General features: G+C 67.4%; 18 protein-coding genes. 6 read left to right on the forward strand and 12 right to left on the reverse strand.

The genetic code is table 11. The features are described from left to right. Nucleotides 1–88: 88 nt before the first annotated feature. Complete coding sequence (locus ACFOOQ_RS08155) at nt 89–1,006, forward strand: hypothetical protein (RefSeq protein WP_379724220.1); 918 nt, start codon at nt 89–91, stop codon at nt 1,004–1,006. Beyond that, a complete protein-coding gene (locus ACFOOQ_RS08160) occupies nt 1,003–1,500 on the forward strand; it encodes an AAA family ATPase (RefSeq protein ID WP_379724222.1) in 498 nt (165 codons plus the stop codon). Before ACFOOQ_RS08155 ends, ACFOOQ_RS08160 begins: the two co-directional genes overlap by 4 nt. Here ACFOOQ_RS08160 and ACFOOQ_RS08165 read toward each other — a convergent pair. The 6 genes from ACFOOQ_RS08165 to ACFOOQ_RS08190 form a co-directional block, all read right to left on the reverse strand. Further along, entirely contained in the window at nt 1,497–2,465 is a 969-nt protein-coding gene (locus ACFOOQ_RS08165; RefSeq protein ID WP_379724225.1) for a ParB/RepB/Spo0J family partition protein, read from the reverse strand. The genes ACFOOQ_RS08160 and ACFOOQ_RS08165 overlap by 4 nt on opposite strands. A 164-nt stretch (nt 2,466–2,629) precedes the next feature. Further along, a complete protein-coding gene (locus tag ACFOOQ_RS08170) occupies nt 2,630–3,412 on the reverse strand; it encodes a ParA family protein (protein ID WP_379725374.1) in 783 nt (260 codons plus the stop codon). Nucleotides 3,413–3,546: 134 nt separating this feature from the next. Next, nucleotides 3,547–4,206 carry a 16S rRNA (guanine(527)-N(7))-methyltransferase RsmG gene (gene rsmG / locus ACFOOQ_RS08175; protein ID WP_379725378.1) on the reverse strand — a complete coding sequence of 220 codons (660 nt, stop codon included), beginning with the start codon at nt 4,204–4,206 and terminating at the stop codon, nt 3,547–3,549. A 130-nt stretch (nt 4,207–4,336) separates the two neighbouring features. Continuing rightward, nucleotides 4,337–4,801 carry a VOC family protein gene (locus ACFOOQ_RS08180; protein ID WP_379724228.1) on the reverse strand — a complete coding sequence of 155 codons (465 nt, stop codon included), beginning with the start codon at nt 4,799–4,801 and terminating at the stop codon, nt 4,337–4,339. A 188-nt stretch (nt 4,802–4,989) separates the two neighbouring features. Further along, on the reverse strand, nt 4,990–6,897 hold the full coding sequence (mnmG, locus tag ACFOOQ_RS08185; RefSeq protein ID WP_379724231.1) for a tRNA uridine-5-carboxymethylaminomethyl(34) synthesis enzyme MnmG: 1,908 nt from the start codon (nt 6,895–6,897) through the stop codon (nt 4,990–4,992). Between the two features lie 205 nt (nt 6,898–7,102). Beyond that, nucleotides 7,103–7,522, reverse strand: a complete 420-nt coding sequence (locus ACFOOQ_RS08190) for a DUF4149 domain-containing protein (protein WP_379724234.1) — start codon at nt 7,520–7,522, stop codon at nt 7,103–7,105. Nucleotides 7,523–7,618: 96 nt separating this feature from the next. Between ACFOOQ_RS08190 and ACFOOQ_RS08195 the strand changes: the two genes are divergently transcribed. From ACFOOQ_RS08195 to ACFOOQ_RS08205, 3 genes are all read left to right on the forward strand, one after another. Beyond that, a complete protein-coding gene (locus ACFOOQ_RS08195; protein WP_379724237.1) occupies nt 7,619–8,434 on the forward strand; it encodes an MOSC domain-containing protein in 816 nt (271 codons plus the stop codon). After that, nucleotides 8,427–8,675 (forward strand): hypothetical protein, encoded by a 249-nt coding sequence (locus ACFOOQ_RS08200; protein ID WP_379724240.1) that lies wholly within the window; start codon nt 8,427–8,429, stop codon nt 8,673–8,675. The genes ACFOOQ_RS08195 and ACFOOQ_RS08200 overlap by 8 nt, the downstream gene beginning before the upstream one ends. A 193-nt stretch (nt 8,676–8,868) precedes the next feature. Further along, nucleotides 8,869–9,300, forward strand: a complete 432-nt coding sequence (locus ACFOOQ_RS08205) for a hypothetical protein (RefSeq protein WP_379724243.1) — start codon at nt 8,869–8,871, stop codon at nt 9,298–9,300. Between the two features lie 20 nt (nt 9,301–9,320). Here the strand turns inward: ACFOOQ_RS08205 and ACFOOQ_RS08210 are convergent, their stop codons facing one another. From ACFOOQ_RS08210 to ACFOOQ_RS08220, 3 genes are read right to left on the reverse strand one after another with little or no spacing between them, the layout of a single operon-like run. Continuing rightward, nucleotides 9,321–9,914, reverse strand: a complete 594-nt coding sequence (locus tag ACFOOQ_RS08210; protein ID WP_379724246.1) for a GNAT family N-acetyltransferase — start codon at nt 9,912–9,914, stop codon at nt 9,321–9,323. Further along, on the reverse strand, nt 9,911–10,423 hold the full coding sequence (locus ACFOOQ_RS08215; protein WP_379724249.1) for a DUF2269 family protein: 513 nt from the start codon (nt 10,421–10,423) through the stop codon (nt 9,911–9,913). The genes ACFOOQ_RS08210 and ACFOOQ_RS08215 overlap by 4 nt, the downstream gene beginning before the upstream one ends. Then, the gene (locus ACFOOQ_RS08220) at nt 10,410–11,717 is read right to left on the reverse strand and encodes an SDR family oxidoreductase (protein ID WP_379724251.1); all 1,308 of its coding nucleotides are present in this window, start codon (nt 11,715–11,717) and stop codon (nt 10,410–10,412) included. The genes ACFOOQ_RS08215 and ACFOOQ_RS08220 overlap by 14 nt, the downstream gene beginning before the upstream one ends. Before the next feature lie 189 nt (nt 11,718–11,906). Between ACFOOQ_RS08220 and ACFOOQ_RS08225 the strand changes: the two genes are divergently transcribed. After that, nucleotides 11,907–12,857, forward strand: coding sequence for a hypothetical protein (locus ACFOOQ_RS08225; RefSeq protein ID WP_379724254.1), 951 nt, complete (start codon nt 11,907–11,909; stop codon nt 12,855–12,857). A gap of 105 nt (nt 12,858–12,962) precedes the next feature. Here ACFOOQ_RS08225 and mnmE read toward each other — a convergent pair whose 3' ends face one another. The 3 genes from mnmE to ACFOOQ_RS08240 are packed head-to-tail and all read right to left on the reverse strand — an operon-like array spanning nt 12,963 to nt 14,981. Further along, nucleotides 12,963–14,324 (reverse strand): tRNA uridine-5-carboxymethylaminomethyl(34) synthesis GTPase MnmE, encoded by a 1,362-nt coding sequence (gene mnmE / locus ACFOOQ_RS08230; RefSeq protein WP_379724257.1) that lies wholly within the window; start codon nt 14,322–14,324, stop codon nt 12,963–12,965. 18 nt (nt 14,325–14,342) lie between these two features. Further along, nucleotides 14,343–14,705 carry a (2Fe-2S) ferredoxin domain-containing protein gene (locus tag ACFOOQ_RS08235; protein ID WP_379724260.1) on the reverse strand — a complete coding sequence of 121 codons (363 nt, stop codon included), beginning with the start codon at nt 14,703–14,705 and terminating at the stop codon, nt 14,343–14,345. 15 nt (nt 14,706–14,720) lie between these two features. Beyond that, nucleotides 14,721–14,981, reverse strand: coding sequence for a DUF6489 family protein (locus tag ACFOOQ_RS08240; protein ID WP_379724263.1), 261 nt, complete (start codon nt 14,979–14,981; stop codon nt 14,721–14,723). Nucleotides 14,982–14,992 lie beyond the last annotated feature (11 nt).

Below are 14,992 nucleotides of genomic sequence, written 5' to 3' on the forward strand. Positions count from 1 at the left end.
TATGGGGTCGCGGCGGATTTTTTCGAGAGGCATTGCCACCGCGCCGCGCGCGTTGCCATAGTCGTGATCACGGCACGGGGGAGGCAGCATGCGACGGGGCATATTTTCGGTGGTGATTCTGGCCGCACTCGGCGGCTGTCAGACCATGAAGCCGAAAGATGCCACCCCGGACATGCAGATGCCGCCGAAGCCGGCCGACACGGCCCGCATCGTGCTGTTCCGCAAGGACGCCATGACCGGCGCGCCCTCCACGGCCCCGGTTGTCTCGCTGGACGGCGAGGCGCTTGGCGAGATTGATGACGAAACCCTGTTTATCCGGGATGTGCCGCCCGGCGTGCACCGCATCACGCTGGCCATGGCCGCCGGCGCCGCGCACGACAATGTGGAGATCGATCCGCCGCTGCTGATTGCCGACATCAATGCTGGCGGCGAATGGTATATCGAGACCGTCCTCACCCAGCCCTGCAGCGCCGGCACGCGACCAGTCAACCTGATGTCGGCGCCGACCGGCACCATCGTCGGCGATGCAGCCCTGGCCGGAATCAGCCTGGCGAGCGCGGCGCTGGCCCGCGCCACCCTGTCCTGTCGCGAAGTCTATGTCTCGCAGCCGTCCTGGCCGCTATCCACCTGGAATCTCAATCCGCTGCTGGCCAAGGCCGGAGCGAAGCCGGCAGAGCCGGCCGCGGACCGGACGCTGCCGCAATCGGGCCTGTCGTGGACTGCCGTGAGCGAGAAGATTCAGGACGACGTCACCAGCCATGACGATGACTACAAGAGTCGCTTCGGCTTTGGCGAACACACCAACCTGCTGGTGCAGGAGATCGGCTTTGTCAGCGACGATGCCAGCGGTACGCCGAAGCGGCCTCGCATAACTGTGACGCTGGATTACCTGCAGGTGGATCAGGAAACCCTGGTCGGCCAGCATGCCCGCCGCCGGCTGCAGTACACGCTGACCCGCGACGGTGACACGCTCGCCGTGGCGAGCTGGCAGGTGGTGGCCCCATGACGACACTGATCATCCTCGGCGGCCTGCCCGGCAACGGCAAGACCGCGCTGGCCCGCGTGCTGGCGAAGCAATTGCCGGCGGCGCATCTGCGCGTCGATGCCATCGAACAGGCTTTGCTGGCGGCGGGATCGTTCCCGGACGGTGTCGGCCCGCTCGGCTATGTGGCAGCGCAGCGGCTCGCCGTCGAGAACCTGCGCAACGGGCTGTGCGTGGTCGCCGACAGCGTCAATCCGGTGGCGGCCAGCCGCGCGGGCTGGCGCGCGGCGGCGGCCGAAGCCGGCGCGCCGTTCCTTGAAGTGGAAGTGATCTGTTCCGACACCGCCGAACATCGCCGCCGGATCGAGACGCGCGCAGCCGATATTCCCGGCCACCGCCAGCCGACCTGGGCCGATGTGCAGGTGCGGGACTATGAGCCGTGGGATGCCGCACTCGTCATCGATACCGCCGGCCTCTCCAGCGCGGACGCCGCCGCGCAGGTGATCGCGCGGCTTTAGCGCCGGCTGAGCTTCTTCGCCAGGTCGTCGAGCTGCTCCAGGCTCTGGTAATGCAGCACCAGGCGGCCGGCTTCCGGGTTGCCGGCCTCGCCCTCGATCTCGGCCCTGAGCCCGAGCGCCGCAGTCAGCCCGCGCTCGAAGGCCAGCGTGTCGGCGTCTTTCTTGACGGCTGCGTCGCCGGCGGGTTTCGCGGACGGCGCCGATGCCGGCCGGCCGCCCTTGGCTCGCGCGGCATCGCCGAGGCCGCCGACCTCGCGGCCGACGGCGACGAGTTTTTCCACCTGGCGCACGGTGAGCGCACCTTCGGCGATGCGCTGGGCGAGCTGTTCGGCGAGCGGATGGCCGATCAGCGGCCGGGCCTGTCCGGCGGTCAGCTTGCCGGCGCCGATCATGTCGCGCACGGCTTTCGGCAGCTGCAGCAGGCGGCTGATGTTGGCGACATGGCTGCGGCTCTTGCCGATCACCTGGGCGATCTGGTCGGCGGAATAGCTGAACTCTTCGGTCAGGCGCTGGAAGGCGCCGGCCTCTTCCAGCGGGTTGAGGTCCTCGCGCTGCACGTTCTCGATCAGGCCGATCTCGAGCGCGTCGCGGTCGGAGATCTCCTTGATCACCACCGGCACGGCATGCAGCTTGGCGATCTGCGCGGCGCGCCAGCGGCGCTCACCGGCGATGATCTCGTAGGTCGCGCCCTCCGCCGAACCGGCCTTGACGCGGCGGACCAGCAGCGGCTGCAGCACGCCTTTGTCCTTCAGCGAACGCGCCAGTTCGTCGAGCGCTTCCGGATTGAACATCTTGCGCGGCTGGTATGGGTTGGGGCGCAGCTGCTCGATCGGCACCTCGCGGGTGCCGCCGCGCGGGCCGGCCGCCGCGCCCTCGCCGGCTCCGCTGCCGTCCTTCGGCACGGTGTCGCCCATCAGGGCGGCCAGTCCCCGGCCCAGGCCGCGGCGTTTCGGATCGTCGATCATACTCTGTCCTCTATACCAGACTCGTCACCCTCGGACCTGATCCGAGGGTCTGGTGCCAAATGGGGCCCCTCTCTCTGCGTGAGATCCTCGGGTCGTGAAGTTTACCGCCGGGCTGGCCTTTGGCCAGACCCGGTGGCCCGAGGATGACGGAGAAAGGGTATGACTCACGCCGCGCTGCGCAGCAGCTGCTCGCGTTTGATCACTTCGCGGGCCAGCGCCATATAGGCGGTGCTGCCCGGCGCGCGGTGGTCGTAGATCAGCGCCGGCACGCCATGGCTCGGCGCTTCCGAGATGCGCACATTGCGCGGGATCACCGTCTCGTAGACCTTCTCGCCGAGAAAGCCGCGCACATCGGCGGCGACCTGCTCAGACAGGTTGTTGCGCTTGTCGAACATGGTCAGCACCACGCCCTGCACGTCGAGCGCCGGATTGAGCGTGGTGCGGATGCGCTCGACCGTGCGCAGCAGCTGCCCCAGGCCTTCCAGCGCGAAGAACTCGCATTGCAGCGGCACCAGCACCGCATCGGCCGCCACCATGGCGTTGACGGTCAGCAGCGTCAGCGACGGCGGGCAGTCGATCAGCACGTGATCGAACTCCGATACCCGGCCGTCGATGGCGTCCTTCAGGCGATGCTGGCGCCGGTCGAGATCCATCATCTCCAGCTCGGCGCCGGCCAGCTCGACGCTCGCCGGCACAATGAGAAGATTGGGGACTTTCGTCGGCCGGATCGTCTCGTCCAGTACCGCCTCGCCCATCAGCAGCTCGTAGGTGCCAAAGGCGCGTTCGTCCTGGGTGAGGCCCAGCCCGGTCGAGGCATTGCCCTGCGGGTCGCTGTCGATCAGCAGCACGCGTTCGCCGACGGCAGCCAGCGCCGTGGCCAGATTGATCGCGGTTGTGGTCTTGCCCACGCCGCCCTTCTGGTTGGCCACCGCCAGCACGCGGCCCATGCGCTGCGGGATGTCGAGGACGCGCGGCGTCTCTTCGGGGTTGGCATCCGGCGCGCCGGCGTCCAGCTCGGCCGCCACGGTGTCGTCGTCACCCCAGCCCGAGCCATTACCATTATGTTCTTGTTCTGTACTGGTCACGCGGGTTCCAATCCCCTGATGCTCAGAATCCGCGCTGCCGGGTCGGTTTTGCTCGGCAGCAGCCTGAGGTCGCGGATTGTCCAATATCGCCGGGCCCCGGTCAATTCATCCTCGGCCTGGCGGCCCTTCGGGAACAGATACAGCGTATCGGGCCCGGCCAGGCGATGCGCCAGACCGAGCAGGTCGCCGAGCGGCGCCAGCGCCCGGGCCGAGATCACATCCGGTGCCCCGCCCATGGCGGCATGCAGCGCCGCCGGCTCCATCGCCTCGATGCGTTTCACGTGGACGGTGACGCCCGGCAGATCCATGGCGCGGGCCGCCTCGCGCAGGAAGGTCGCCTTGCGCTGGTCGCTTTCCACCAGATGCACGGTGGCGATGCCGGCCTCGACGCCAAGGGCTGCGATCACCAGGCCGGGGAAACCGCCGCCGGAGCCGAGGTCGAGCCAGCGCGCCGTTCCCGGCGGCGCCAGGGCGAGCAGCTGGGCGGAATCGAGGAAGTGCCGCTGCCACAGGTCCGGCAGCGTATTGCCCGCCACAAGGTTGATTGCCACCTGCCATTTGGCGAGCAGGGCCGCATAAGTATCCAGTCGCGCGAGGGCGGCCGCGTTGCAGCCGGTGGCGGCCTGAAAATCCGCGGGAGAGAGGTGTTTTGTCATCACGGCCGGTTATCGCGCAATCGCGGCCGCCTGTCATGTATCCACAGGAAAGCCCCCCAACTCTGGGACGAGTCCGCCTGTGGCAGGATTGTGGCGGCCGGTGTTTCACGTGAAACAGCCGTTAAGGGCCTTAGCCGACCTCCTGCACCCCTTCGGCCGGCGGCGCCCAGGGGTCGTAGGAGCCGAAATTCCAGACATGGCCTTCCGGGTCGCGGCAGGTGTAGAGCTTGCCGCCGTAATCCTGCGGCTTCAGTTCCATCAGGATCTCGGCGCCCTGCTCCACCGCCCGGGCGTAATGGCTGTCGATCTCCGGGACCACCACATAGGTGCTCTGGGTATTGAAGCCGCCCAGTTCGCCGGGCCGGCGGATCAGTCGGCCGTATTCGCTCTGGCGGCCGTCGTCGGTGTCCGAGCCCAGCATGATCATGCCGCTGCCGAGCGTCAGCTGGGCATGGGCGACGGTGCCGGCCGTCTCGCCGGGCACCACCAGATGCCGGCTGAAGCCGAAGGCGCGGCAGAGGAAGTCGATGGCAGCCGGCGCATCGCGATAGCGCAGGGCCGGAATCATCGAGCAGGACGGACGGGCAGCAGACATGGCGGTCTCTCCGGCGGTCGCAGGCTGGGACCGGGACAGACTGGGCGGTAAAGATGACGAAATTGGGGTCCCGAGACCCCGATTTCGTCACCCTCGGGCTCGACCCGAGGGTCCCATTGAATGGCATGCCGGCACGGGGTGTTTCACGTGAAACACCCCGTTTTCAGGATATAAACGGCGGAAAACCGCTATTCTGCGGCGTCGAGACCCTGGCGGCGACGCTTTTTCACATGGCCCAGCAGGGCCGAGAGCGCCGCGGGGGTGACGCCGGAGATGCGTGCCGCCTGGCCGAGGGTCCCCGGCTTGTGCTGCTGCAGCTTGGCGCGGACCTCGTTCGACAGCCCGCCGATGGCGGCATAATCGAGGTCGTCGGGCAGGGTCAGGCCCTCGTCCTTGCGGAAGGCGAGGATATCGGCCTGCTGGCGCTCCATGTAGCCGGCGTAACGCCCGTCGATCTCGACCTGCTCGACCACATCGGGACGCAAGCCGGCCAGTTCCGGCCAGATCTGGCTCAGCCGGGCCACATCCATATCGGGATAGCCCAGCAGCAGGGCGGCCGAGCGCATCTGGCCGTCCTGGTTCACCGCCAGGCCGCGCTTGACCAGCTCCGGCGGGGTCATTTTCAGGCCCTGCACCAGCGCGCGACCCTCGGCCAGGGCTTTTTCCTTGGTTTTCCAGGCTATTTCACGTGAAACACCGACGCAGCCGATGGCCAGCCCGAGCGGCGTCAGGCGCTGGTCGGCATTGTCAGCGCGGAGCGACAGGCGGTATTCCGCCCGGCTGGTGAACATCCGGTAGGGCTCGCGGGTCCCCAAGGTGACCAGATCGTCGACCAGCACGCCGATATAGGCATCGGCGCGGTCGAGAATGAAGCATGCCCCCTCCCCTGCCCCGGCCGCCCCGATATTTCCGGCGGAAAGCGCGGCATTGAGGCCGGCGATCAGGCCCTGCGCCGCCGCTTCCTCATATCCGGTGGTGCCGTTGATCTGGCCGGCGAGATACAGGCCGGGCTGGCGCTTCGTCTCCAGGGTCGGCTTCAGTTCGCGGGGATCGACGAAGTCGTATTCGATGGCATAGCCCGGCCGCAGCATGACGGCATGCTCCAGCCCGGGGATGGTTTTCAGCAATTCCGCCTGGATTTCACGTGGCAGCGAGGTCGAGATGCCGTTCGGATAGACGGTATCGTCGTCCAGCCCCTCGGGCTCCAGGAAGATCTGGTGGCGGTCGCGCTGGCCGAAGCGAACCACCTTGTCCTCGATCGACGGGCAGTAGCGCGGCCCGGTGCCCTCGATCTGGCCGGAATAGATCGGCGCGCGATGCAGGTTGGCGCGGATCAGGTCGTGGCCGGCCTGCGAGGTATAAGTGACGCCGCAGTCGATCTGCGGCGTGGTGATCTCGCGGGTGAGAAAGCTGAAGGGCACCGGCGGATCGTCGGCCGCCTGCATCTCCAGACCGGACCAGTCGATGGTGCGGCCATCGAGCCGCGGCGGCGTACCGGTTTTCAGCCGACCAAGCGAAAAGCCGCATGTTTCAAGGGTTTTCGAGAGGCCGAGCGAAGGCTGCTCGCCGACACGACCAGCGGGGATCTTCTCCTCGCCAATGTGAATGAGCCCGCGCAGAAAAGTGCCGGTGGTCAGGATCACTTTCGGTGCCGGATAGAATGTGCCCTCGCCCGAGACGACGCCGCGCACCGCGCCGCCGTCGATGCGGATGTCTTCCACCGCGGCGCCGATGATGGTCAGGTTCGGCTGCGCGGCCAGGATCGCCTGCATGGCGCGGCGATAGAGCTTGCGGTCGGCCTGCGACCGGGGCCCGCGTACCGCCGGGCCCTTCGACTTGTTGAGCATGCGGAACTGGATGCCGGCGGCATCGATGGCGCGGCCCATCACGCCGTCGAGCGCATCGATCTCGCGCACCAGATGGCCCTTGGCCAGCCCGCCGATGGCGGGGTTGCACGACATCTCGCCGATGGTCTCGACCTTGTGGGTCAGCAGCAGGGTGCGCGCGCCGAGCCGCGCCGAAGCGGCCGCGGCCTCGCAGCCGGCATGGCCGCCGCCGATCACGATGACATCGAAATGCGTCTCAGGTCCGCTCATGGCGCGGGTTTTACGGGGGCCGCCCGCTATCGTCAAAGGGAATCGCAGACGGGCCGCCACAGGGGGTGTTTCACGTGAAACACCCTGGCGCGCTCTATCCTGTTTCACGTGAAACATGCCGGAAGGAGCCATTTGTACTCTATTTGTTCATTCAATATGGGGCGATATCCCGCGAATGCGTCCATTCAGAACGAAAAGCGTTCAGTTATGGCAGCAGGCGGACCAGCACGGCGGCCACCGCCACGATCTGCACCAGGTTGACGATCATGCTGGCGCGATGCAGCCGGGCGAAGCTTGCCTGCGCATCCGCATCGCCGGCCTCTTTCAGCGGCCGCAGGACATCGAGGCGCGGCAGCAGGCCCTGGCGCAGCAGCGCGGCCGCCGCCGCGACAAAGGCCATCACGCCGCCATGCAAAGGATCGCCCGCGATCCCGAGCGTCAGCGCCGCCACCGCACCGAGCCCGAGGATGACAAGGTAATAGAGCGGGAACAGCGCCTGCATCAGCTTTGCCGCCTGCGGCCGTTCGAGGGCGCGAAACACCATCGGCGCCACGGCGAACGAGAAAAACAGCATCGCGCCCAGCAACAGGGCGGTCGCGATCAGCGCAGCATGGACAAGCGTCATGGTCTTTCGTCTCCTGCGCCGCAGAGTGACGGCAGATTGTCATGCTGACAATTGCCGCGTTGACCGGCGCGGCACCGCGCGGGCAATCTGCCGGCCATGACAGACACTGCTTCGCCTGCTTCCGCTTCGCTGCTGCGCATCGCCCGCTATCCGGTGAAGGGCCTGACCGGCCAGCCGCTCGATCACGCGACACTGACGGCCGGCCAGCCGCTTGCCGGCGACCGCCGCTTCGCGCTCGCCCATGGCAGCTCCGCCTTCGATCCGGCGGCGCCCGCCTTCCAGAAGAAGGCGCATTTCCTCACCTGGGTGCGCAACCCGCATCTGGCCAGCCTGCATTGCGGCTTTGATGCCGGCGGCACGCGGATCACCGTGGCCGATCCGGAACCGGAGACCTCGGACGACGGCATCGACGATGCGGATCTCACCACGCCTGCGGGCCGCGCCGCCCTTGAAGCGCTGGTTGCCCGCACGCTGACCACGGCGGAAACGCGCGGCAAGGTCACTGTCGCCGAGGCGCCGGGCGTCTGGTTCAGCGATGTGCCACCGCCCTATCTGTCGATCCAGAACACTGCGACCTTGGCCGAGATCGGCCGCATGCTCGGCCCCGTGCATGCCGGCGCCGCGCTCGACTGGCGCCGCCTGCGCGGCAATCTCCTCGTTGACGGCTTTGCCGCCTGGGCCGAAATGGGCTGGATCGGCCGCCGGCTGCGCATCGGCACGGCGGTGCTCGAAGTGGCCGAGATCATCGGCCGCTGCGCCGCCACCCATGTGAACCCCGATACGGCGGAGGTCGACGAGGATGTGGTCGGCACGCTGAACCGGGTCTGGGGCCACAACAAATGCGGCGTCTATGCCCGGGTGGTCGAGGGTGGCGAGATCCGCCCCGGCGATGCCATTCATATGCTTGATTAGGGCACCTGCTCGACTGACGCCATCGCCCCGGGCTGCCGCGAAACTGCCTTGTGCCGGCCGGCGGACCGGCGCAGATTACCGCCATCGGGAGCGCCGCTTCCCCTCGGTCGGCATCGCCGGCACCGCCATTGCGCTGGCCCCGCAGGCCGTGCTTGCCGGCTCCAACGTACTCAGCAGCCTGCGCGACATGGCCTGCCCCTGCTGCGGCCAGCCGCTGGTGCTGTTCGGCAGGGCCGTCTGAGCAGCCGGACACCCCCGGGCGGCAGCCCCCCGGCCTGAACAGGCCAAAAGGTCATAGGCCAAAAAGTCACAAGACCGGCCGCGGAATCACCGCCGCTCCGCCGCTGCATCGCCATAATCGGGCACCAGCTTGTCTGCGATGGTTCGACACGTCGACACGTCGACACGCAACACGCCGATATGGAGGTGCGCCGATGAACCGCCTCAGCGGACCTTTGCTGGTCCTCACCCTGCTCTTCATCCTGCTCGGCACGGCGATGCTGGCGCGCGCCCAGGACGCCATGCCCGGCACCCAGCCCGGCCAGAGTCCCGGGGGCCCGCCGGCCGGATCGCTGTCGCTGTCGCAGATCATCCTCAAGGTCGAGGGCCAGCCGGATTTCGGCTTCGTCCAGCAGGTCACCTGGCAGAATAACGGGGGGCAGAGCAACGGGGGCGAGACCGGCAGCTACCGCATCGCCTATCGCACCCGCGCTGGCGAGCTGCGCCTGGTGCAGGCCGATGCCCGTACCGGCATGCCGCGTCCGGCCGCCCGCGATGGCATGTCCCCGAATGGCATACCCAGGGATGGCGTGCTGCCGCCGCCCCCGGCCGAGATGCCGCCGGAAAAGACCGAGCCGCCGAAGTAGGGCCTTATGCCAGGCCCGTCTTACGCCAGGTCGGTGGCCGGGCCGTTCGACGAATCCCATTCGGCCCGCAGCAGGGCGAACAGGTCGCTGTCGCGCCATTGCCCGCGCACCCAGAAATTCTGCCGCAGCAGGCCCTCGCGGCGGAACCCGAGCTTGCCCAGCACCGCATGGCTGCGGTCGTTGTCGATATCGGCCAGCGCGGTGATGCGATGCAGCCCCAGCTCGCCGAAGCCAAACGACAGCAGGGCCCGCATCGCCTCCGACGCATAGCCCTGGCCGCGGATGCGATGGTCGAACGAGAAACCGATATTGCCCTGGCGATGCTCGGCCGAGGCAATGCCGAGCCGCACCATGCCCACGGGACGTCCTGGGGCCCGCCCCATCGCCGTTTCCTCGACGCAGAAGATCCAGTCGCGCATGTTGGGCGTCTCGGCATCGGCGACGCGGGCGGCGACGAAGCGGGCGACCAGCTCGCGGTCCAGCGCCGGGCCGGGCAGGAAGCGCCAGAATTCCTCATGGGTGGCGAAGCCGGCAAAGGCCGCCTCGTCGCTGCGGCGGAAGCCGCGCAGGCACAGGCGGGCGGTATCGAGCTGCGGGAAATGGTCGGTGGTCATAGTGGCTCTGCTCCCGGCACAGCTTTGGCCAGCATCAGCCAGAAGACAAGCAGCAGGCCGATGAAAGCCGGCCAGCCGAGCAGGAACCAGCGCCGGATATAAGTGTAGTAAAGCGGCGGCAGGGCCGTACCATCGCGCAGCGCCGCCGTCGCCATGTCGCGGATGCGCAGCTGCAGCCAGACCACCGGCGCCCAGCACAGGAAGGCCAGGCCGTAGATCGCATAGGTCAGCAGCAGCCAGTCCTCATGCGGGTCCCAGCCGCCCAGCCGGATCAGCAGGGCCCCGCTCAGCGGCTGCACGATGCCGGCGGTGGCCGTGAAAATCCAGTCGGCGCGCACCACCAGCCGGCTGACCCCGGCGATGGTGGCGACATCGCCGCCCAGATGCGCCGCCCACAGGAAGAAGGCAATGCCGATGCCGGTGCCGAACAGCACCGTGGCGCTCAGCACATGCAGCCATTGCACCACGAGATACAGGTCCGTCATCGCCGCGCTCTCATCGGTCGTCATCCAGCGCCCAGTGAACGCAGACCAGTACCAGGATCGGCAGGTTCTTCAACAGCGGCCCGTAAGCCTCCAGCCACAGGCCCGGCTGCGCCGCCGTCAGCACCAGCGTATAGCCCAGCACCACGCCAAGCTGGGCCAGGGTCAGCCAGCCAATACCCGGCCGCCGGAGCAGCAGCCCGAGGCCGAGCGCAATATCGAGGACCGAGAAGCCGGCCGCCAGCGGCAGCGCCAGCGACGCCGGCAGGCCGAGCCCGGCCAGCACCGGCCCCGTTAGCACCGTCAGGGCCGCCGCCGTCGATTGCGGCAGCAGGCCGACGAGGCCCGAGGCGAGCCACAGCAGCGCCAGCACGAAACGCACCGCCGGCCGCAGCCAGTAAAGCCGGGCCTGCCAGCGGTCCTGCACATGGGACGGCTGCCGCGCCAGCGCCTGCGCCATCGTCTGCGGCACCCAGCCGATGGCGCGGGCAAAGCCTGCGGCATCGCCGGTGTTGCCATGCCGCATCTGGCGTAGCGCGTTGCTGCTGACCGGGCCGCGGCCAAACACATCGCCCAGCCTTGCCAGCAGGGCGACCAGTGGCAGCGGCACGGCCACGATCAGTCGCGGCGGCGGCAGGTCGAGCCAGTCGCGCAGCCGCAGCAGGATGGTGCGTAAGCACAGCACCTCCGGCCCGGCCGGCTCCAGGGTTACCTGCCGCAGACGATGGTCGGCCAGCAGGTCGCCGACGCAGCGGGCCAGATCGTCGGCATGGATCGGCTGGAACGCCGCATCGCCCGCCCCCGGCAGCAGCAGGATGCCCGGCAGGCCGGCGAGGCCGCGCAGCAGCGATGTGCCGCCATAGCTGCCGGCATGCCAGACCAGCGAGGGGCGCAGGATCACCCAGTCGAGCGATGTTTGCGCGCGCAGCGCCGCCTCGCCCCGCAGCTTGGTGGCGGCGTAATCGGTGCCGGCGGCATCGTCGGCACTGATCGCCGAGATATGGATCACGCGCGTCACCCCGGCCGCCGCGCAGGCGGCAAACAGCGCCGCCGGGCCGGCGGCATGCACCGCGGCGATGTCCGGCCCGCGCAGCAGGCCGGCCGCATTGACCACCGCGTCGATGCCGGCGAGCCGCGGCACCCAGACCGCCGGGTCGGTGTCGCGGGCCAGATCGCAGGCCAGCGTCCCGATGGCGGGAAACCGCCGCCGCGCTTCTTCGGCCCGCCGGCCGCCGGCGACCACGTCATGGCCCGCCGCCAGCAGGGCGGCGGTGACATGCCGCCCGATGAACCCGGTGGCACCAAGCACGAGGACGCGCATGCGGGCTCAGCCCAGGCTGCGGACGGAAAGAACGGGCGGGAGCATGGCGAGGGGCATGAACGGGTCCGGCATAAGATCGCAGGCCCGAGCCTGCCAGCCGGACCTTACCGCACCGTAAATCCTGGAGACAGCGCCAAACGGTGCCCATAGGATTGGTGCAGGGGGAATCAAAGAGCGCGGATGGGGAAAATGCTCAAAGGCAATTGGCTGCGCCATGTCGTGATCGGGGGTATAGCCGCCCTTCTCGTTGTTGTTGGCCTGTCGATATATCAGGCCCCGCGCTGCTTCCCTTGGAGCGATCATCTTTTCCCAAAGATTGGAAGCGCAGATAAAGAGTATGACGCCGCCGCCAAAGAGGCAGCCGCATGGGCAACGGCCATTCAAAATGATGGCATGCCTCAGATACCCTGCCCGGATAATGCCAAAGATTGCGGCCAGCCTTATCACGACGCACTCGATTTGAAGGCCCAGTGGGCAGCGGCCAAAGCTGCGCTCGATATGGCCTGTTTAAATATCTACCAGTTCATAATCGGGTTAGCCGGCTTGATGGCACTTCTCTATAGTCTGGAGCTGACCAGAGAAGGCGCTAATGCAGCGCTTGTTGCTGCGGAAGCCGCTAAAACAGCCAACGAAATTAGCCGTAAAGCGTTTGTCGCCGGTAACCGTGCATGGTTGAAGATCGAAGACGTTAATCTCATTCACCCAATGGAAGTTGGGCCAAATAACATCGCCTTCTCGGTGAGGGCTACTGTTAAGAATATTGGCAAAACGCCAGCGACCAGCGCTGAAGTCCATTTCAAAAGCCTTGTCCTTCATAAAGAAGGCATGCCGTTTCCAGCCCTCAAAAAGGAGTTTCTGGAGGAGCTGAAGAATAATACCCCCAAACTCGGCTATATCCTGTTTCCGGAAGATAGGATGATGGAGGTCCTTCATTGGAATGACCGCGCATTTCCACCCGGCCAGACGAGCGTCAACTTCATATTATTAGTTGGTGTCACCTATAGGGTGGAGGGCGATCCTATAGCCCACGTCACTTATCATTCCTATTCCAAGCTGAACGTGCCAGTTCCGTATAAAGTGCACGAGGGTAATGAGATCAGCCTTTCGCGGATGGCCTTCACTGACGGAGAGGTTGACTGACGCGGCTATCACCAGAAAACAAACCAGTCATTTCACGCCCTGAGCACAGGGCGTCTGGCTTGTGGATTCGGCCTTACCGCAGGTGCGGTTGCTACCTAATGCCGCTCACTTCCCGATACAGAAATCTCTGAAGATCACGTCGAGCAGGTCTTCCACGTCAACACGCCCGGTGATGCGGCCGAGCGCGCGGGCGGCGAGGCGGGCATCCTCGGCGGCGAGTTCGGCGGAGGGACCGGCGCCGCCGGCGAGGAAACGGTCGAGCGCGGCGACGCAGTCGGCCAAAGCCTCGCGGTGGCGCGCGCGGGTGATCGTCACTCCGGCGGTCAGGCCGATGCGGTCTTTCACCTCTGCCTCCAGCGCGGCGAGGAAGTCGGTCATGCCGGCGCCCGACTGCACCGAGATCGGCCAGACGGCGCGGCCCTGGACCGGCGTCGCCGCCATCGTGGCGATCTGCGAGGCGACGGCGATGTCGGCCTTGTTGGCCGCCACCACGGCGTCGGTGTCGATCAGGGCGAGCGTCTCGGGCGGGATGGCGCTGGCCGGCTCGGCGGCGTCGATCACCACGATCTTGAGGTCGGCGGCCTCGGCGCGGGCCAGCGCGCGGCGCATGCCCTCGCTCTCGATTTTGTCCGCACTTTCTCGTAACCCTGCCGTATCGGCGAGGATCACCGGATAGCCGCCGAGATCGAGATGCACCTCGATCACGTCCCGCGTGGTGCCGGGACTCTCCGAGACGATGGCCGCCTCGCGCCGCGCCAGCGCGTTGAGCAGCGACGATTTGCCGACATTGGGCGCGCCGACGATCGCCACCATCAGGCCGTCGCGCAGGCGCTCGCCGCGCCGGCTGTCGGCCATATGGGCGAGGATCTCCTCGCGCAGGCGGGCCAGCTGCGGCTTCACTTCCGCCGCCACGCCCTCGGGCAGGTCCTCATCCGAGAAATCGATATCGGCTTCGAGATGCGCCAGCGCATGGACCAGCCGGTTGCGCCAGCCGTCGTAGAGCGCGCTTAAGGCCCCCTGCATCTGGCGCAGGGCCTGGCGCCGCTGCGCTTCGGTGTCGGCCGCGATCAGGTCGCCGATGCCCTCGGCGGCGGTCAGGTCGAAGCGGCCATGCTCGAAGGCGCGGCGGCTGAACTCGCCGGCTTCCGCCATGCGCAGGCCGGGCAGGCTGCCAAGCCGCGCGAACAGCGCCGCCAGCACGGCACGGCCGCCATGCAGGTGCAGTTCGGCGACATCCTCGCCGGTGAAGCTGTGCGGCTGCTCGAACCACAGCACCAGCGCCTCGTCGATCAGGGCGCCGGCTTCGTCCTTGAGCTGACGTAAAGAGGCAAGCCGCGGCTTCGGCACTTCGCGCCCGGTGAGCGCCAGCACTGCCTCGGCGGCATCGGGGCCGCTCAGCCGCACCACGGCGACACCGGCCGGGCCCGGCGCGGAGGACAGCGCGTAGATGGTGCCGGCCGCGCTCATTGCCCCATCACCCTCCGGTCAAGCCTTGGCTGGCGGCGGCCCGTCCTCGGGCTGCAGCATCAGGCGGGCGACGCGGCCGCCGCCCTTCACATGGGTTTCCAGGATCTCGTCGATATCGGCGAAGGTCTCGGCGCGGTACCAGATGCCTTCGGGATAGATCACCATGGTCGGCCCGAGTTCGCAGCGGTCGAGGCAGCCGGCAGTGTTGATGCGCACGCCGCCGAGCCCGAGTTCCTTGGCGCGCACCTTCATGTAGTTGCGCAGCTTCTCGGCGTCCTTGTCCTTGCAGCAGCCGCGCGGATGGCCCGGCGGCCGCTCGTTGGTGCAGACGAAGACATGGGCGGCATAGAACGGGGCGGGATCGGCGGGCAAACTCGTCATCTGTCTGGATTTCTTCTACTTTTTCTTGTCGCCGTTGCCATTGCCGCCGCCGCCGGGAAACTGGCTGAAGAAGAATTTCTGGATCTGCTCGAAATTCTGCAGCCCCATGGGCGCCCAGGTCTTCAGCAGGGTTTCCGGGTCCATGGCATGCATGGACGACATGACGCGGTCCTGCATCTGCTGCATGACGGCATCCTGCAACGGCTGCACGTCCGGCAGGCCGAGGAAACGGCGCGCTTCCTCTGGCGTGCACTCGACATTGACTGTTATCTTCATATCCGTGCGCT

Source organism: Ferrovibrio xuzhouensis, from assembly GCF_042648965.1.
GTDB classification, from domain to species: Bacteria; Pseudomonadota; Alphaproteobacteria; order Ferrovibrionales; family Ferrovibrionaceae; genus Ferrovibrio; species Ferrovibrio xuzhouensis.